The organism is Siphonobacter sp. SORGH_AS_1065, from assembly GCF_030818595.1.
Lineage (GTDB): Bacteria > Bacteroidota > Bacteroidia > Cytophagales > Spirosomataceae > Siphonobacter.
In genome coordinates, this window is record NZ_JAUTAM010000004.1 from 3,165,683 (window position 1) to 3,184,187 (window position 18,505).

At 45.3% G+C, this 18,505-nt stretch carries 19 protein-coding genes and 1 pseudogene; 9 read left to right on the top strand and 11 right to left on the bottom strand.

The window, feature by feature from the left end:
* The first annotated feature begins 67 nt into the window (after positions 1–67).
* On the top strand, positions 68–610 hold the full coding sequence (locus tag QE390_RS13695; protein WP_307142554.1) for a DUF4385 domain-containing protein: 543 nt from the start codon (positions 68–70) through the stop codon (positions 608–610).
* Between the two features lie 20 nt (positions 611–630).
* On the opposite strand, the gene QE390_RS13700 is transcribed toward QE390_RS13695, so the two are convergent.
* From QE390_RS13700 to QE390_RS13715, 4 genes are read right to left on the bottom strand one after another with little or no spacing between them, the layout of a single operon-like run.
* Complete coding sequence (locus tag QE390_RS13700) at positions 631–843, bottom strand: hypothetical protein (RefSeq protein ID WP_106635489.1); 213 nt, start codon at positions 841–843, stop codon at positions 631–633.
* Positions 803–1,432, bottom strand: a complete 630-nt coding sequence (locus QE390_RS13705) for a PD-(D/E)XK nuclease-like domain-containing protein (RefSeq protein WP_307142555.1) — start codon at positions 1,430–1,432, stop codon at positions 803–805. Before QE390_RS13705 ends, QE390_RS13700 begins: the two co-directional genes overlap by 41 nt.
* A complete protein-coding gene (locus tag QE390_RS13710; protein ID WP_157830215.1) occupies positions 1,429–1,599 on the bottom strand; it encodes a hypothetical protein in 171 nt (56 codons plus the stop codon). The genes QE390_RS13705 and QE390_RS13710 overlap by 4 nt, the downstream gene beginning before the upstream one ends.
* Before the next feature lie 15 nt (positions 1,600–1,614).
* Positions 1,615–1,890, bottom strand: a complete 276-nt coding sequence (locus QE390_RS13715) for a hypothetical protein (RefSeq protein WP_106635491.1) — start codon at positions 1,888–1,890, stop codon at positions 1,615–1,617.
* A gap of 147 nt (positions 1,891–2,037) precedes the next feature.
* On the opposite strand from QE390_RS13715, the gene ruvB reads away from it, so the two are divergent.
* Entirely contained in the window at positions 2,038–3,066 is a 1,029-nt protein-coding gene (gene ruvB / locus QE390_RS13720; protein WP_106635661.1) for a Holliday junction branch migration DNA helicase RuvB, read from the top strand.
* A 418-nt stretch (positions 3,067–3,484) separates the two neighbouring features.
* On the opposite strand, the gene QE390_RS13725 is transcribed toward ruvB, so the two are convergent.
* The 3 genes from QE390_RS13725 to QE390_RS13735 form a co-directional block, all read right to left on the bottom strand.
* A complete protein-coding gene (locus QE390_RS13725; RefSeq protein WP_106635492.1) occupies positions 3,485–3,733 on the bottom strand; it encodes a hypothetical protein in 249 nt (82 codons plus the stop codon).
* A gap of 98 nt (positions 3,734–3,831) precedes the next feature.
* A complete protein-coding gene (locus QE390_RS13730) occupies positions 3,832–4,851 on the bottom strand; it encodes a hypothetical protein (protein WP_106635493.1) in 1,020 nt (339 codons plus the stop codon).
* A 197-nt stretch (positions 4,852–5,048) separates the two neighbouring features.
* The gene (locus QE390_RS13735) at positions 5,049–6,362 is read right to left on the bottom strand and encodes a M23 family metallopeptidase (RefSeq protein WP_307142556.1); all 1,314 of its coding nucleotides are present in this window, start codon (positions 6,360–6,362) and stop codon (positions 5,049–5,051) included.
* Positions 6,363–6,508: 146 nt separating this feature from the next.
* Between QE390_RS13735 and QE390_RS13740 the strand changes: the two genes are divergently transcribed.
* The 3 genes from QE390_RS13740 to QE390_RS13750 all read left to right on the top strand — a co-directional run bounded on the left by QE390_RS13740 (position 6,509) and on the right by QE390_RS13750 (position 10,450).
* Entirely contained in the window at positions 6,509–8,806 is a 2,298-nt protein-coding gene (locus QE390_RS13740; protein WP_307142557.1) for a glycosyl hydrolase family 28 protein, read from the top strand.
* A gap of 127 nt (positions 8,807–8,933) precedes the next feature.
* Positions 8,934–9,281 carry a cupin domain-containing protein gene (locus QE390_RS13745; protein WP_307142558.1) on the top strand — a complete coding sequence of 116 codons (348 nt, stop codon included), beginning with the start codon at positions 8,934–8,936 and terminating at the stop codon, positions 9,279–9,281.
* Positions 9,282–9,382: 101 nt separating this feature from the next.
* The gene (locus tag QE390_RS13750; protein ID WP_373424543.1) at positions 9,383–10,450 is read left to right on the top strand and encodes a glycoside hydrolase family 43 protein; all 1,068 of its coding nucleotides are present in this window, start codon (positions 9,383–9,385) and stop codon (positions 10,448–10,450) included.
* Positions 10,451–10,508: 58 nt separating this feature from the next.
* Here the strand turns inward: QE390_RS13750 and QE390_RS13755 are convergent, their stop codons facing one another.
* On the bottom strand, positions 10,509–11,066 hold the full coding sequence (locus tag QE390_RS13755; RefSeq protein ID WP_307142559.1) for a TlpA disulfide reductase family protein: 558 nt from the start codon (positions 11,064–11,066) through the stop codon (positions 10,509–10,511).
* 101 nt (positions 11,067–11,167) lie between these two features.
* Positions 11,168–12,433, bottom strand: a complete 1,266-nt coding sequence (locus QE390_RS13760; protein ID WP_106635498.1) for a sodium:proton antiporter — start codon at positions 12,431–12,433, stop codon at positions 11,168–11,170.
* 709 nt (positions 12,434–13,142) lie between these two features.
* Here QE390_RS13760 and QE390_RS13765 point away from each other — a divergent pair.
* The 3 genes and pseudogenes from QE390_RS13765 (at position 13,143) to QE390_RS13775 (ending at position 15,962) form a co-directional block, all read left to right on the top strand.
* Positions 13,143–14,625: pseudogene (locus tag QE390_RS13765) on the top strand (glycine--tRNA ligase).
* 59 nt (positions 14,626–14,684) lie between these two features.
* The gene (locus QE390_RS13770) at positions 14,685–15,140 is read left to right on the top strand and encodes a GNAT family N-acetyltransferase (RefSeq protein WP_307142560.1); all 456 of its coding nucleotides are present in this window, start codon (positions 14,685–14,687) and stop codon (positions 15,138–15,140) included.
* 300 nt (positions 15,141–15,440) lie between these two features.
* Positions 15,441–15,962, top strand: a complete 522-nt coding sequence (locus QE390_RS13775; protein ID WP_106635501.1) for a C40 family peptidase — start codon at positions 15,441–15,443, stop codon at positions 15,960–15,962.
* Positions 15,963–16,079: 117 nt separating this feature from the next.
* Here the strand turns inward: QE390_RS13775 and pheS are convergent, their stop codons facing one another.
* Positions 16,080–17,111 (bottom strand): phenylalanine--tRNA ligase subunit alpha, encoded by a 1,032-nt coding sequence (pheS, locus tag QE390_RS13780; protein ID WP_106635502.1) that lies wholly within the window; start codon positions 17,109–17,111, stop codon positions 16,080–16,082.
* Positions 17,112–17,281: 170 nt separating this feature from the next.
* Here pheS and QE390_RS13785 point away from each other — a divergent pair, with 170 nt between their 5' ends.
* Positions 17,282–17,671 (top strand): LytTR family DNA-binding domain-containing protein, encoded by a 390-nt coding sequence (locus tag QE390_RS13785; protein WP_307142561.1) that lies wholly within the window; start codon positions 17,282–17,284, stop codon positions 17,669–17,671.
* Positions 17,672–17,803: 132 nt separating this feature from the next.
* Here the strand turns inward: QE390_RS13785 and QE390_RS13790 are convergent, their stop codons facing one another.
* Entirely contained in the window at positions 17,804–18,496 is a 693-nt protein-coding gene (locus QE390_RS13790; RefSeq protein WP_307142562.1) for a porin family protein, read from the bottom strand.
* Positions 18,497–18,505: the final 9 nt, after the last annotated feature.

Consider the following 18,505-nt stretch of genomic DNA (forward strand, 5'->3'; position numbering starts at 1 on the left):
AAACAGGCCCAGTCAGGATTTTCTGGCTGGGCCATTTTTTTTATTAGTCCAAAAAAGCAATCAGCATATGACGAAGAAAAAAGTAACCAAGGCCTTCAACTATACACTTGATTTTAAGCAAACAGACTTTCGTGAACATCCCGAATTATACCGGGTTGGGGTGGGAGAACAGGGGGTATTGCTGGTGGAACCCTATAAGTCTGAACTATTACCTTTATGGCGATTTCGAACGGAGCTCATGGCCAGAGAATCGGCAGAAGCTATTTATGAAAAGTTTAAAGCATACCTGCATGAAAAAGATTTTGTAGGGGCAGATATGGCCCGAAAATATTTGCAGATGGGATTTACCCGGGCTCGGCGTTATGCTAATCACGCCAGCGGTAAAAAATATACGGAAAAAGAAGACGATGGAAAAGGTGAGCAAAAATCATATCCGTATTCACAGGGTAGTATTCACAAGGGAAATGAGATTCGCCCCCAGGAAGAAGATGCTTTAACCAGCGAAAAGGCGAAAGCGGCGGCTATTTTCAAGCATTATTGGGACGAAGCCCGGCAAAATCCTGATTACTTACAGCAGAAAAAAGAGTTTACGGAAAAGTACGTAAGCTAATCTGTACTTTTCCGTAGCTATTAAAAAGCGGGCTGGGTGCTGGTATGAGCTACTAGCTGGCTCATATCCAATTGTGGATATAACTGGCTGAGAGCCTGCCAGTTCAGTTTGGTTTCTACAATAATTTGCTGCGTTGCAGTAGTAATAATCGAGGTATCCGATTCAATTTCAACGCTTTCAATGGTTTCAGCCTTAAGCAGCCAAATGCCACGGCTTCCCTTCAGTAAAATCATATTGAACCTCCTTCCAGGTTTCTATTAAAAATTGATATTTCTTCCGACCCTGTTCTAAAAACTCAGGGCTGGTTTTAAACCAGAAAATGTCATAGGGTTCCTTTTTCTGAACGCCGACGAAAATGAATTCTTTACCCGAACCTCCCAGGCTATCCAAATAAAAAGCTGCCTGTCGGTCATATTCCAGGTTATGGCACTGATTCACAAAGTCAGCAAATGAATTCGCCGAAGTCGTTTTAAGATCCAGAACCACCTGATTTCTGAACACCATATCCAGGCGGGCTTTGCAGGGAAGAGAGGTAGTTACGTCCGTGAATAACTGAGCGTGCTCTTTCTTCGAATACTGACGATACCAGTTGAATTCTTTATGAGCCCGCAAATTGGCTTCCAGACGCGTCAAACGCTCCTGATCTTCCGTATGAATGGGAATCTCCGGGCGGTGCGGCTCCAGCAAAGTAGCATGTAAAGCCCGACCAAAAGTGGCTGTTCGGGGTGGTATGTAGGATTTACGTCCGAACAGGTAATCCCTGAACCGACTTAAATCGCTGTTCGAAATGCGGCGTAACTGCCGGTATTCGTCTTCGTTCATCGATGTTTCCATTGCTGATACAAGTGCAAACCCTGAGCCGTCGCTTCTGACAGCTCACGGGCCGACAATTTATATTCCCGGTAAATCTTCATCCCTTCAGGCGTCAGGTGACCGTGGGTAGCCACTTCCTGCCGAATGCATAGTAATGCGAATGATTTGGTAGACATACAGGACTTGAGGAGTTAGGAAGCCAGTTTAGTCGTGGCAAAAGGAATCTCGTCCACTTGCTTGGGAGCTAGTTCCCGTAACAGTGCCTCCGTCTGATTAAAAGCATCTGCATAGGCAGCAGCCGAAGTAGGTAAGCATCCATAAGCATATAGCATACCGGGCCAGTAACGAAGTCGTTGAATGGCTGGGCAATCTTCACGCAAAGCAACGATGGTTACGAAACCTTCCGTATGACGGAAAAAATGCTCTCCGTCGGGTGTCTGATAGAACAAATCTCGTTGAATAGTCATGATTGGATTAGTCAAAAGTTTATATACAAATATAATAACTATTTACCTTATTTGATTAATTATTCTAGATTTTATTCACATTAAATGAATATAAATTGAAAATATAGGTAATAAATTTTGTATATTTGAATAAAAATAATGGTCAACATGGAGAATAACATTGTTCGGCAGAAATCCGTCAAGGAAGAAGATCGGGAATTCGAGCGGGCTCTTCGACCGCTCTCTTTTGATGACTTTACGGGGCAGGATAAAGTGCTTGAAAACCTAAAGATATTTGTTCAGGCCGCCCGGCAACGGGGGGAAACCCTGGATCACGTATTGCTCCACGGCCCTCCGGGTTTGGGCAAAACTACCTTGTCTCATATTCTGGCTAATGAAATGGGAGCCGGCCTGAAGGCTACTACGGGGCCAGTATTAGAAAAACCCAGCGATTTGACGGGAGTGCTAACAACCTTGCAGAAAGGGGATGTGTTGTTTATCGATGAAATTCACCGACTGAATCCTGTGGTAGAAGAATATCTATATTCAGCAATGGAGGATTATCGAATTGATATTTTATTGGATAGCGGTCCGAACTCCCGGACGGTGCAGATTGGTCTCAATCCTTTTACCTTAATTGGAGCGACCACGCGGGCGGGCTTACTGACTTCTCCTTTGCGGGCTCGTTTCGGGATTAACTGCCGACTGGAGTACTACGATGCCAACTTGTTATCTACAATTATTACCCGGTCGTCATCCATGTTAGGAACCCCCATTCAGCCGGAAGGAGCACTGGAACTGGCCCGCCGGAGTCGGGGAACGCCACGTATTGCTAATAACTTACTACGCCGAACCCGCGATTTTGCTCAGGTATTAGGCGACGGTACGATCAGCCAGAAAATTGCAGAAACATCTTTGAAAGCCTTGGAAGTAGACGAAGGAGGATTGGACGAAATGGACAACCGAATTCTGTTGGCTATTATTGAAAAATTTAAAGGTGGCCCGGTTGGACTTTCTACGATTGCCACTGCAATTGGAGACGAAGCCGAAACGATTGAAGAAGTATACGAGCCTTTTTTAATTCAGGAAGGTTATCTGATGAGAACACCTCGAGGAAGAGAAGCAACCGAGAAAGCGTATCGACATTTAGGGTTTGATTATCCAATAGGAAATAACCCATTTCAAATGGCAGCTTAGTAAATTAAAAGGCGATTTAAGTCAAAATAAGAGCTTCTAATTCGTAATTATTCTTAATTAATATTTTTTGTTAATAAAAAAGAGAGATTTGTATAGACTGTTTTAAAAAACAGTCTATATTTGTACATGCTCTTTAAATTACGAACTCAGCAATAAGAGCTAATTAAAGCGAAGTTGGCGGCTTAGCTTTAATAAATAACGAGGGAAGCATCGATGTTTTTAACATCGATGCTTTTTGTTTTATAACTAATAAAAATAGAAGGTACTTTAAAAACAATAGGTATTATTCAATAATAAAATATTGATACTATATACTTAATGTATTGTAAAAATATTATTCTTTAACAAAGAATTAATTTGATTAAAATAATTTGACGGTAGATATACTTTAATAAGTAAAAAAAGCTATTCACGTGAATTAAGCCCTTGTTTCTTCAGTAATTAAAACGGGTAAATCCAATAAACGGGCTACTTTTAATTCTGCTTCTCTAAATTCACTTTCACTACAAGGATCACAGGCTAATTTACCCAAAGTATCAGGTCTCATACGAGTACGTTCTACCAGAGGATTAAACTCATAAAGACAAATAATTTTCACCTCCTCACCCTGGCATTTAAAATATTGCCCGCCGCCTTTTGATTTCATAAAAATGGGTTCCTGATTCATGGCTTTAATTTTATAAGTAGGTATAACTACATTTAAAAAGATGAATAAGTGAAGAACATTACTCTAGGTTTTGATAATGCCCTTCACTTAAAGTATGACTATGCTGCCCGACGACCGGGTAATGAAATTAAATGCATGTCTAATTCCGGTTTAATTCGTTCGGTAAACCGCCGTTGTACAAAACCATTTTTTAAATAATCGGGTAGTGTACCCAGAAACTCGCGGTAGGCCGTTACACCCATGGCTTTTACTACATAGGCTTCGTGGATGGCGTTGATATGATCCACGATATCCAGTAAAGACACGTGAAAAAGTTTGAAATCAACATCCACATTGACGAAGCGTTCAATCTCCCGGTTAGTTGACGAAATCCGAAGGCGGGAGAACAAATCCAGGAAGGTGGTTAAACCTACCCGTTCCGATAACTCCTGCCAGTGTTGGGCACTGAATTTCTCCAGAATTTTACCCGTCCGTTCGCTTCGCAAGGCCAGTGCCGGGTTACTCTGTAATTTCTGACGCAGCGACCGTAATTGTAGGGTACGCGTAGTCCGTAAAAACTGTCCGATCTGAGCCTGAGCCTCAAAAGGACTATCGGCCAATACCAGACCGGGATTCCGTTGGCCTTTCGGTAAACGATGAACGTGGTAATGATCCAGCGGGCCGTCGGCGTAAAAACTTAGGTAACGAGGGTAATACGAATTAGCAACTAGTCGGCTGGTACGACGGCGAATGTTTGCTTCGTCGCTCGTTAATACGCCCTGAGTGGCCAGGAATGCTCGCAGACCGTACCAGACACAGTAATAAGCCTGTGGGAAGGTCCAGTGTAAGGCATTGGATAAAAAGGAATCGTCACCCATCGTTGCGGTATTTCGCAGGGCGTATTCCGTATTCCACGCGTTGATTAACATTCGTTTGGTTACTTCAAGCGTAGTATCATTCATACGGGGAGAGAAGTTACGGAAACGCTCCAGATCGGAGAGTTTTCCGGCGGCTTCGGTTTCCCGAATGTGGTAATGAATTCCAAAAAAATGGTTCAGAAAAACGCGGGCTGCGATGGATTGCCGCCACTGTTCGTCGTCTTCCTGAAGGATCGATAACTGTTGCTGATTTTCTTGCATTTTTTCAAGTAGGCTTATGGATTAATATAACCAAATCTACCTGCTTCGTGTTCCCTGATAATGAATATTTTTTATCTATATAAGCGATTGTTTATCAGTATCTTAATAAGTGGATTTTGAAAATTATTGGATTGTAAATCCTGCTCTTGAACAATAGTATTTATTAAAGAAACAAACCTGGTAAATGAGTGCTGGTTTTATTCTGAAAAAGGCTGAATCCAGCCTTTCCTTCCGTCGGATAATCGAATGAATTCATAAGAAGAAGCGATCCCCAACAGATCGACTGGAGTGCCTGATTTTAGCGTGTCTTCAGTGGTGGCGTCCCAGTTGGTTCGGAAGAACACATCCGTCGAAAGTTTCCGGCGATTCAGCCGTTTTTCGGGTAACTGCATACTTGTGGCCAGAACATAGCCACGAATGCCATCGGGCGTACTTACGCGGTAGTAACCTTTAGTCGAAGCCTCTACCCAGACAATTGTATGTTTAGGAAGCCGTTGCCGGGTTACTTTTGAAGGAGGCAGGCTGCTGAAGAGTGGGGTCGCTTCCCGAGTCCGTAGCGTATCTCCCAACCGCCGGGTTACGGTGGCAGCGGGTAACTGTGAAGGTTCCACAAAAGCCAGTGGGTTAATGGGCCCTGAGCCGCGACGGTAAATGCCAAAGTGAAGGTGCGGGGCGGTGGTGATCGCATTACCGGTATTCCCCACGGTTCCAAGGGTATCTCCGGCTTGTACCCGTTGGCCTGACTGCACTAGGGGCTGGTCCAGGTGAGCGTAATAAAGCGAAAGATTCAATCGGTCAGCGGATAGATTAACTACATTTCCTCCCAGATTATTAACGCCAACGTTCGTAATCGTTCCGGAGACGGAGGCAATCAGAGGAGTGCCTCGGGGAGCGATGACGTCAATACCTTCGTGCGAACGGGCTCCGCCGTCACGGGCCGCTCCCCAGAAACTAATGATATGCTGAGTCGATTTTCCGGCCACTGGAAATTTGAGAATAGGCTGCGTACTCAGGCGAAGCGAAAAATCTTTTTTAGTCTGATCGACAGGAATTTGTACGCGTAAAACCAGTGGAAGGTCTTCGGTGGTTTCGTAGGTGATAACCTCATTTTTAGGCTTGGCATAGGCTAGTCGCTGAGGCTTACCATTGGGCTGGAGCCGAAATAAATCCAGGAAATACAGACTATCAGAATGAAATAACTGAGCTTCCAGCCGCCGACCAGCAGGTAAGGTAAACTGGTAACTAAAAGCCCGTTGGCCCCCGGCTGGAAAAACGCCGTCTTCACGAAAGGGAAGGGAGATGATTAACGAATCAGCGAGAGCCGCCTCGCCCGCCAGCATCCAGGTTTGAACTGCCTCGGTTTCCAGTATTTTCTGCTTACGCAAACTTCGAATGTATTCGTCCCGGGGAGATTGCTCTCCCAGTAATGCCTGAATACCCGGGCCGGTTTTACAGCTATGGAGCCCAATCAGTAAGGCAAGGAGGCATACATTATAAACAAATCTTTTCATGGCTAATGGAATGGGTATCAGGGTGATAAACCCAGAAAAGTGAATGCCAGTAACATTGGCTGGGGTGAAATATCTACGGAATCAGTTGGTTGATTGAAAGGGAAAGAGGGCCGGAAATCGTCTTGAGTAAGAACCTAAGAATGCCCATGAGAAAACTACTGATTCTAATTCTATTACTGGCAACCCTGGCTTTTCAACTGAAAGAGAGTCCGACGCAGGTATTCCTCATCGGTGATTCTACCGTGTCCAATAAACCCAATCCCGCCGATCCCGAACGCGGTTGGGGACAAGTGTTACCTGAATTTCTGGACGAAAAGGTAAGCGTTCAGAATCATGCGGTTAACGGTCGTAGTACAAAAAGTTTTATTAACGAAGGCCGTTGGAGAAAGGTCGTAGAAGGCTTGCGTAAGGGCGACTGGGTACTGATTCAGTTTGGGCATAATGACGAAAAAAGCCAGGATACTTCGCGTTACGCAGCCCCGCAGAGTACTTATCGTGACAATCTAAAACGTTTCATCAAAGAAGCTCGGGCAAAGGGAGCAAACCCCGTGCTGATTACGCCGGTGATGCGTCGAAAGTTTAATGAAAAAGGCCAGTTTGAAGATACGCACGGGGATTATCCCGCAGCGGTTAAAGCCGTAGCGGCTGAGCAGAAAGTACCCCTGATTGATTTACATGCCAAGAGTCGCCAGGTTATCGAGAAAATGGGGGTTGAGGAATCGAAAAAGCTGTTTTTATGGTATACGAAAGGGTATTACGCCACCCGCCGGGAGGGCGTAAAAGACGACACCCACTTCTCGGAATACGGTGCCCGCACGATGGCCGCCCTGATTGCGGGTGGTATTCAAGAAGAGAAGTTAGATTTAGCCAGTCATCTGAAAAAGAGTCCGTTTGCAGAGAAACTAGCGTACGAATTACCGATCATTTATCAACCCATTTTTCGGAAAGATACCTTCAATATTATTACATACGGAGCAAAAGCTGACGGGCAAACGCTGAATTCAGAGGCGATTAATCGGGCGATCAAGGCCTGTAGCGAAGCGGGTGGCGGAACGGTCGTAATTCCTTCCGGCCTTTGGCTGACGGGTCCGGTTATCTTTCAGAGCGATGTGAATCTGCACCTTGATCGTGGGGCTGTGCTGCAATTCAGCGAAAACAAGGATCATTATCCACTCATCAAAACGACCTGGGAAGGACTCGATGCCATTCGTTGTCAGGCTCCGCTGTATGGGAGAGATGTGCACGACATTGCCATTACCGGCGAGGGTTACATTGACGGAGCGGGCGATGTCTGGCGGGCCGTGAAGAAAAGTAAGCAAACAGCTCCGGCCTGGGATAAACGGGTGGCTTCAGGTGGGGTAGTCGATGGCGACATCTGGTATCCTTCCGAGCAGTTTTTAAAGGGAGCAAAATCGAAGGTTGCGGTTAGTATTGCCAACGGATTTGACATGAAAAAGTCAGCCGAAATCCGGGATTTCCTACGTCCCAACCTGCTGAGTCTAACCAACTGCCAGAATATTTTATTGGAAGGAGTTACCATTCAGAATTCCCCCGCCTGGTGTTTGCATCCACTGCTCTGTCAGGATATTAGTCTGATTAACCTCAAGGTTCGTAACCCCTGGTACGCTCAGAATGGCGATGGTATTGACCTGGAATCCTGCAAAAATGCTTTGATTGATGGCTGTACGTTTGATGTCGGAGATGACGGCATTTGTATCAAATCTGGTCGTGATGCCGAAGGTCGCAAGCGGGGGGTACCCACGGAAAATGTGATTGTAAAAAATAGTACGGTTTTTCATGCTCATGGGGGCTTTGTGGTAGGTAGCGAAATGTCGGGAGGGGCCCGGAATCTGTACGTGTCTAACTGTAACTTCTTAGGAACGGACGTGGGGCTACGTTTTAAAACGGCTCGCGGTCGGGGAGGTATCGTGGAAGACGTCTATGTGGCGGGTATTCAGATGACGAACATTCCCGGTGAAGCTATTCTTTTTGACATGTATTACCTGGCGAAAGATCCGGTATTATTAACGGGTGAAAAGGCTGATCCACTGGCTATTCAACCTGAACCCTTGAACGAAGGAACGCCCCAATTTCGCAGATTTTATGTTCGAGATGTAGTCTGTAAAGGAGCCGAAACGGGCATTTTAATTCGCGGATTACCCGAAATGAATATTCAGGATATTTACATTGAAAACTCCGTAATTGAAAGTAATAGAGGGTTAGTCTGTATTGAAGGGCAACGCATTACCCTGAAAAACGTGCAGCTATTAACGAAACAAACGCCCGTTTTGTACGTGCAAAATAGTCAGCATATTACCTTCGATAAAATGGGTTATAAACCTTCATCGGATCTGTTGTTAAAAGTTTCCGGGGAGCGTTCAAAAGACGTTGAGTTATTACATACCGATATTTCAAAAGCCAAAAAAGTAAGAGAAGGCAAGTGATACCCTTTGGATAAGAAAATTCTGAATAAGAGACGCGATCAATCGGATCTCCTTTTGTATGGAACGGTTTATTACGCATTAATTCAGCAATTATAACTACAGCAACTAACCTCTATCTAAGAAGATTATGACACTCAATCCGAAAGAACTACGCTTTGTAAAAGCGAATGAGATTCCCTGGGAAACCGTAGGCGATGGACTCAGACGCAAGGTATTCACCTACGATGCAACCCTAATGATGACCATGGTAGCCTTTGAAATGGGAGCTGTGGGAAGCATGCACCAGCACCCCCATACACAGGTGAGCTACGTAGAAAGCGGGGTGTTTGAAATTACCATTGGTGAAGAAGTAAAGGTCTTGCATAAGGGTGACGCCTATTACATTCCACCGAATATTCTGCACGGAGCGGTCTGTCGGGAACCGGGAGTTCTAGTGGATGTTTTTACGCCCATGCGGGAAGATTTTATTGAATGAAAAGGTAACCTAACCAGTTACCTTTTTTATTATGCCGACATAAGTTCATACGTTAGAATAATCATCTATTTTCGATAAAAATCGCTTCTAAACCATTTGCAATGAGATCTATTTTAATTCATTACGGCGTCTACTCGCTGGCTTTGAGTATGATGGCTTGTCAAACCCACTCAAAAGCTAGTGAGACAAGTCAGGATTCAACGAAAGCATTACCTAAACCTCTGATCACTGAGCTTTATACGGCTGATCCTTCGGCTCATGTTTTTGAGGGAAAAATTTACATTTATCCTTCGCATGACATTGAAACCGGAGCGAAACAGGATGAAGATGGAGGGCATTTTGGAATGAAAGATTACCACGTGTTTTCGTTGGATAGTGTGGGGGGAAAAGTAACCGATCACGGCGTGGCTCTGGATATTAAAGACATTCCCTGGGCGGGGCGGCAACTTTGGGCTCCCGACGCGGCTTTTGTCAACCGAACGTATTACCTCTATTTCCCGGTAAAAGACAAGCAGGATGTATTTCGAATGGGCGTAGCTACAAGTCCTTCGCCCAGTGGTCCCTTCAAGCCCGAGGCTAAGCCGATGGAGGGAACGTATAGTATTGATCCTGCTGTTTTTACGGATGATGACGGCCAGGCTTACCTGTATTGGGGTGGTATCTCGGGAGGGCAGTTGCAACGCTGGCGAACGGGAACATATGATGCAAAAGGCACCGAACCTGGAAAGGATGAAGCGGCGTTGAGTCCGAAAGTGGGTCGGTTAACGAAAGACTTTTTGAAGCTGGACGAGAAAGGGCGGGACGCTCAGATTGTGGATGATGCGGGTAACCCTTTGAAAGCAGGAGACCACGACCGTCGTTTCTTCGAAGGGGTCTGGATGCACAAATACAAGGGGCAGTATTACCTGAGTTATTCCACGGGCGATACGCACTTTCTGGCTTATGCCGTAGGTTCTTCGCCCTATGGTCCGTTTACGTATAAAGGCACGTTTATGAACCCCGTAAAAGGCTGGACTACGCATCATTCCATTGTTGAATTTAAAGGCAAGTGGTACCTTTTTTACCACGACTCGGAGTTATCGGGTAAAACGCATCTGCGAAACATTAAAGTCCGAGAAATCAAACACATCGCTGATGGAGGGCTCGAAATGATTGAGCCTTATCAGTAAATAGAAAAGGGTTACGAATCTGTTTTCGTAACCCTTTTGGTGAAGCCCTGTATTTCGATTATTTAGGTAATAAAGCCGTTACCTGCTCTACGAATTCGTCGCTGTTATAATTAGCCATCCCTTCGTTTCTGTAAACGATTTTACCTTCGGAGTCAATCAGAAAAGTAACCGGAATAGCCTGCGTTTCAAACTGCTTGGGTAAGTTACCCGTTGGAGCATAAACCGGGAAGGTAAAGCCTTCTTTTTTCATGAAATCGCGGGCAGCCTGGATGTCTTCGTCTACGGTTAGCATCACGAATTCAACGGGTTTCCCCTGCATTTTCTTATAGAGCTTTTCAATGTCGGGTAACTCCGCCCGGCAGGGAGGACACCACGTCGCCCATACGTTCATGAAAACCACTTTCCCTTTCAGATTACTCAGATTAGTGGTTTTACCGTCCAGCGTTTGCAGGGGGAAATCGCCCGCTTCGGCGGTAGTTTTTACGGAATCAGCAGAAGCAGTTGTTTCGGCAGTTTCAGTTTTTGACTTACTCTGGCAACTGGTTTGAACATACGAAAGTCCCGTGAGGCACAGGATGGTAAGGATTACGGATGCCGTACGTTTCCCGAATTTCATGAAGAGTTGTTTTATTTATACCAGGTTTTTAGCGAAACATCTTTTGAATGTTCCTGAGCATAGCTCAATAATGCTGCAATATAAGGGATGTTTTTAACTCCTTATTCATGATCAGACACGGAGTTTACCAGCTCACTTTTAGGTTTTTGGGTTAACTTACCCACCGTAAGCCCCTGAACAATAAGCGAGAATACGACAACGAAGTAGGTAATGGCCTGAAATAAATCGCTATTGAGGTGTTCGTCAATGGAAAGGGCCAGAGCCACGGATACCCCGCCCCGAAGTCCTCCCCAGAGCAGAATAATCATAGACTGACGATCCAGTTTTTCACGGAAAGGAATAATCGCCGAAGGCACCGCGATGGAAATCAGTCGGCCCAGTAATACAACAACAATACTAATCAGCCCAATTTCCCAGTATTTACCCAGATCGGGGATCAACAAGAGTTCAAAACCAATGAGCAGGAACAGACAAGCGTTCATGATTTCATCAATCAGCTCCCAGAATTTTTCCAGATAATCCTGGGTAACTTCCGACATGGCCTGCGTTTTTCCGTAGTTACCTACCACCAGGCCAGCGGCTACCATCACTAGCGGACCCGAGATGTGCATGGCTTGAGCGAGGAGGTAACCTCCCATCACAATAGCCAGCGTAATCATGACGGAAACTTTGTAGTCGTCGATTCTTTTGATGGCTTTAGAACCGATAAAGCCCAGCACCAGGCCTACGGCCAAACCACCTATCGCTTCTTTCACTAATAATAAGGAAATCGTACTTAAAGAAAAGTTGGTTTCGCCTTCCCGGGCCATTTCCAGCAGCGTCAGGAAAACGACTACAGCTACGCCATCATTAAATAAAGATTCGCCCGCAATTTTGGTTTCCAGTGATTTAGGAACGTCGGCGGCTTTCAGGATACCCAGCACGGCAATGGGATCAGTGGGAGAAATCAAAGCTCCAAACACCAGGCATTGTACAAAGGGAATTCCCATATTCAACCAATTGAGGGCCAGGTACATAAGTCCGCCCACCAGTAAGGTAGAGAGGACAACGCTAATCGTGGAGAAGACAATGACGTATCGTTTTTCTTCCCGTAAATCATTAATGTGAATATGGATGGCTCCGGCGAAGAGCAGGAAGTTTAGCATTGCTCCCATGAGGATTTCCTCAAGGTTGGCACCTTTAATAAAGCGGGCAGCATTATCGAATAAATGCGGCCAAAAACGGCCCACGCTTACCAGAAACAGCGATGAAACCAGGGCCATAACCATGATCCCAATCGTAGCGGGGAGTTTGAGATACCTTAAGTTGAGATAGGCAAATATGGCAGAGACAACGATAAGTACAGAGAAGGTGTAATAGAGTTCCATAGGGTGATGAGTTGATACACAGCTTACTAAAAAACAACGCCTGGGTAGTAGAGTTGTTTTAAAGTCGGTTTAAGTTTTGCGGAATTTCCTATTAGAAAATTTTAATGTGCTGCTTTGTTCTTTCGGATTTGCAATTCTAAATCGTCAACCAGTTCCCCGGGTTGTCACCCGGGGCTATTCATAATTAAACCCCGCTGGGGTTATGGAGGTGCGTTGAACAGAGTCTGCTTTTTCGGATTTGTTCCGCCCTGGTTGGTGTCCTCACCAACCAGTATGCTTTTAGTAATAGCTGGAGATGACATCAGCCAGGGCGGGAGAATTTATAATTCCAAATCATCAATTAGTTCCCGGGTTGTCGCCCGGGGCTACTCGTAATTAAACCCCGCTGGGGTTATGGAGGTAAGTTGAACAGAGTCTGCTCTTTCGGATTTGTAATCCGAAAGCCATCTGGTTGGGATTTGTAATCCCAAATTTTTAATTGAACAGCTATGCCTTCGTTAACCCAAGGCTATCTACATTAAATCTCGCTAGATTACTAAGCCAGAATCACTTCTTATGGCCGATTAATAAAAAATTCGTATTCAAACGAAGATATTCCTGCTTAGTCTGTAATAGAATGGGCTTTTTACTGTCGCGTTTTTAACGGTTTCCTGTATCTTTGCCCCCCGAATTACGTTTTCTAAACATTCGATTTTTCGAAAGACCTTTTATGGCCGAACAACAAGAACCCGCTGGCTCGCTCAAGGACATCATCGCCCATGCCAAGGAGTACGGCTTTGTTTTCCCTTCTTCAGAAATTTACGACGGATTACAAGCTGTGTATGACTACGGTCAATACGGCGTTGAACTAAAAAATAACCTGAAATCGCTGTGGTGGAAAGCCATGACGATGCTGAATGATAATGTGGTAGGGATTGATGCCGCCATTTTTATGCATCCCCTTACCTGGAAAGCTTCTGGTCACGTTGATTCCTTTAACGATCCGATGATCGACAATAAGGATTCAAAAAAACGATATCGGGCCGACCAGTTACTCGAAGCAAAAGCCGAAGAGTATGCCAACAACGGTCATACCGAACGTGGAGATGCTTTATTACACCAAATGGGCCGTCTGCTCGACGCAGGTGATCTGGAAGGTGTACGGGAGCTGATTATTTCGGAAGGAATCAAGTGCCCCATTTCTGGAACGGACAACTGGACGGAAGTACGTCAGTTTAACCTGATGTTCTCGACTCAGGTAGGTGCCGTGTCGGACGATGCCAGCCTGATTTACCTGCGTCCCGAAACGGCTCAGGGGATCTTTGTTAACTTCCTGAATGTTCAGAAAACGGGCCGGATGAAAGTTCCTTTTGGTATCGCCCAAATTGGTAAGGCATTCCGAAACGAAATCGTAGCCCGTCAGTTCATTTTCCGAATGCGTGAATTTGAGCAGATGGAAATGCAATTCTTCTGCCGCCCTGGTACCGAGATGGAATGGTACGACAAGTGGAAAGAAACCCGCATGAAGTTCCACCAGGCTATCGGAATTCCAGCGGATAAACTGCGTTACAAACCCCACGATAAGCTGGCTCACTACGCCAACGCTGCCGTGGATATTGAATACAAGTTCCCCTTCGGTTTCCGCGAAATGGAAGGAATTCACTCGCGTACCGATTTCGACTTAAGCAGTCACCAGGAGCTTTCCCGAAAGAAGCAGCAGTACTTCGATAACGACCTGAATGAAGAGGGTAAGCCTTATGGCAATTACATTCCTTACGTGGTTGAAACATCCGTAGGAGCGGACCGTCTGTTCCTGGCGGTGTTGAGTAATGCTTATACGGAAGAAACGTCGGAAGACGGAAAGTCTCGCACGTATCTGAAATTCCACCCTGCTATCGCTCCGATCAAGCGCTGCTATTCTGCCCATCGTGAAGAAAGATGGGTTGCCTGACAAAGCTCGTGAAATCCAGAATGCCTTAAAATACGATTTCAACGTATTCTACGAAGAGCGTGACAGTATCGGAAAACGCTATACCCGTCAGGATTTGATCGGAACGCCTTTCTGTATTGCCGTTGACTACCAGACGCTGGAAGACAACACGGTAACCATTCGTCACCGGGACACGACAGAACAGCAACGCGTAGCTATTTCTGAATTGAAGAGCATCATCGGCCATGCGGTTTCACCTGAACGCGTGTTCGAAAAATTATAATCGTACCATTTTGAATAAGGGGTATTGGCTGGTAACGGTCAATACCCTTTCTGTTGTTTATGATCAAAACTCAGCGAGAATCTGCCCATTCAGCCGATGCTACTTTATTAATCGGTGAAGCCGTGCAGGAGTTAAGGCGGCGTTACCCCGGCTTTGAAGCCAATGAATATGCAGCCAGCGAAGCCGATCAGACGGGAGCCGCTTTTGTTATCGCCCGTCTGGATGGAGTACCCGTAGGCTGTGGAGCTTTACGTCCCTTTGAAACGGCGGACTCGGTCGAGATCAAGCGAATGTTTGTTCGGGATGCCTACCGTCGGCAAGGGATTTCCAGGCAAATTCTGGCTTTTCTGGAGCAAACGGCCCGGGAGTTAGGGTATCAAAAGATCGTGTTGGAAACGGGTACCAAGCAGCCTGAAGCCATTCAACTGTACCACGTATCGGGTTATCATCGGATTCCCAACTTTGGCGAGATTACGGACGAAACCATCTGCGTATGCTTCGCCAAGGAGCTGTAGCAAATGCTTAACTATGGTATAACTTTTTCTGGGCGGGCAAAACAGAAAAAGTCGCCTCATTTTGAGGAAATCTCAGGTTAAAATGAGAAAAATTATACAAAAATAAAAAAAGTTATATCTCAATCGACGCTTTAGAAGTGGCTTGTTAACTAGCTGGTTTCTAGTAAATAAAATATTTTACAAAAAATCTTTCGGTGAATTTGAGGCTTAAAATAGCCTTAAAGCCGCCGAAAGATTTTTTTTATTCTAGCCTTCGTGGGCTATCTTTATGAACCTCGTTGTGACAACTAACCGAATTTTATGCTAAGAAAAGTTCTTCTGGCAGGTATTTTTACTTGCTTCCTGAATGTATCTTTTGCTCAACAAGCGGCCAGTAATCAGGTTCAAGCTACCCGAGTCGAAGGTTTTACCAACAAAGTACTTGATTTCGCCGAACAGCATCTTCACATTCGCTATCGGTCCGGCGGAACTACCAAAGGTGGTTTTGATTGTAGCGGTTTCGTTCGCTTTTGCTTCAAAAACTTTGGTATGTTATTACCCCACTCCAGTGCCTCCATGGGTTCCATGGGCCACGCCGTAGGAGTGGACGAGTGCCGTCCCGGAGATCTGATCTTCTTTAAAGGAAGTAATTCACGAAGCCGTAACATCGGTCATGTAGGCATTATTTCTGAAGTGAAGGATGGTAAAATCAAATTCATTCATTCTGCTTACAATGGTGGTGTACGTTTTGACTGGCTCGATCAGGAAAGATATTACCAAAACCGTTTTGCAGGTATTCGCCGGGTGGTAGGTGTGCTAGATTTATTACCCGATCAGTCCTAGTATTCATTTGATTTCAAATGCAAAAAGAAGAGGCCCCGATGAGTCGGAGCCTCTTCTTTTTTACACGAGGGGTATTCATCAGGTCAAACTTTCAAACCTAATCCAACCCCTTAGTAACTAGGCATTTTCAAACTGACGCAGGAAACGAACGTCGTTTTCTGAATAAAGGCGTAAATCACGAACCCGGTATTTCAGGTTAGCAATTCGTTCGATACCCATGCCAAAAGCAAAGCCTGTGTATTTATTCGAGTCAATACCGCAGTTATCCAGCACGTTAGGATCAATCATTCCGCAACCCAGAATTTCTACCCAGCCGGTGTGCTTACACATGGAGCAACCTTCGCCCTTACAGATCGTACAGGAAATATCCATTTCTGCACTGGGTTCGGTGAAGGGGAAGTAAGAGGGACGGAAACGTACCTTGAACTCCTGACCAAATAGCTCCCGTGTGAACTGGTACAGGGTATCTTTCAAATCTTTGAAACTTACGTTTTCGTCAATATAAAGTCCTTCCACCTGATGGAAAAAGCAGTGAGCACGGGCTGAAATCGCTTCATTACGGTACACTCGACCGGGCATGATGCTTCGCAGCGGAGGTTTCTGGTTCTGCATCAGACGAATTTGTACATTAGACGTGTGCGTACGCAACAAAATATCCTTACCGTGGCCTTTCTTCTCAATGAAAAACGTATCCTGCATTTCGCGGGCCGGGTGGTTTTCGGGGAAATTCAGAGCGGTGAAGTTGTACCAGTCTTCTTCAATTTCGGGTCCATCCGAAACATTAAAGCCCAGGCGAGCAAAAATTTCGACGATACGCTGACGAATTAAACTCAGCGGATGCTGACTGCCGGTTTCGTTCGGAATCGTAGGTAAGGTTAAATCAACATCAGGAGCAACCTGCTGGCTTTGCGAATTTTCGAGCTGATCCTGAGCAGTTTGAAATTTATCCTGAGCTAGATTTTTCAATCCATTCAATTCCTGTCCCATGGCTTTACGCTCTTCCACCGGAACATTTTTCAGTAACTCGAACAGTCCGGCCACGGCACCTTTACGGCCTACATAGGCAATCCGGAATTCTTCTAGCTGTTCTTTCGTGGTAATGGTATAGTCAGCAATCTGCTGACGAACTTCATTGACTTGCTCTATCATGACACAAAAATAATGCAATTGCTCGGGCGAACGGATGTGATCTTTTGTTTTTCGCCGTGATTACGTAAAAATACGTGTTTGAACAAATTTGAAGGAGAATTGTTTGGATCGAATTGCTCATTTTTTCATATTTGTCTTAAGTAATTTTATACTTCAACCTTCAATCGATTATGTACAGTAACCCTGCATTAGGTGCAGCCCCACAAAAATGGGCTGTTCCCGACGGTACTATTCCCGTCTTTGATCGTCGTATTCAGTATGTACCTGTTGATGAAATCATCATGATTGAGGGCGACGGTAACTACACCAACTTTTCCTGCACCAACGGTCGGCGTATTATGGTTTCCAAAACCCTCCGCGACTATGAAAAACTATTAGGTGAGAATTCCCCATTTTTCCGAATACATAAATCCTATCTAATTAATAGGCGGTTTGTGCAGCGATATGATGTACGCGGAGAAGATTGCGTATGGCTCAAAACAGGACATATTCTGTCTATTGCCCGTCGCCGTAAACATGAATTCGATCAGTTCATGCGTCAGCATGCACGTAGAAATTAAGTCTTACTTTTTTATTGATTAGGTGCATTCCCATAGCGGCGAACGCCTGATTTGCCGTTATCCTACCCAAAGAAAAAGCCGTCGGATTTCCCCGACGGCTTTTTCTTTGGGTAGGCAATGACTTGGTTGACTCTAAAAGACCTTGATTCCCAGCGTTACCTGCCAGTTTTTAGATTTTTGCTTGAATGGGTCGCTACCGTTTGGCGTTTCAATGTTCACAAAGCGTACGTTTGAAATGCTGTCTTCATAACGAACATCCAGCGAGAAATTACCAATGTCAACTCCACCGCCCAGCTGATAACCCCAGGCTGCCTGTTTGAAGGTGTCGTTAATACTGCCGCTGGTGTATTTGGTAATGGCATCCTTGATGCTTTCGTTGGATCCAATCATGAATGAGGCTACCGGACCCGCATTTACCCGCAATGGTCCTAGGCGTAACCCTACCAGTAAGGGAACGTCGATGTTTTCCGTTTTTACCTTCACCTCCATTGGTGTACCCGTGGGGTTACCATTCGCATCGATTACCTGAACCATGTACGAACCACCTTTGCCCGAGTAAAGAGCTTCCGGCTGAATGTACAGGGTACGTCCAAAACGCATCCACACGCCACCTACGAACCCGGTACGGGTATTCAGGCTTTCTTTCAGATTTTCACGAAGCGTAGAACCCTGGTATCGTCCATTTGCTATAAAGTTACCCGTTTTGAGTTGGGAAAGGTTAGCTCCAGCCTTGATTCCTAGCTGAAACCAGGGCCTGTCGTTTTGAGCAAAGGTTGAAGCTGACGACAGGACTAGGAAGCAGCAGAGTAAAAAGTACTTTTTCATGGTTATAAT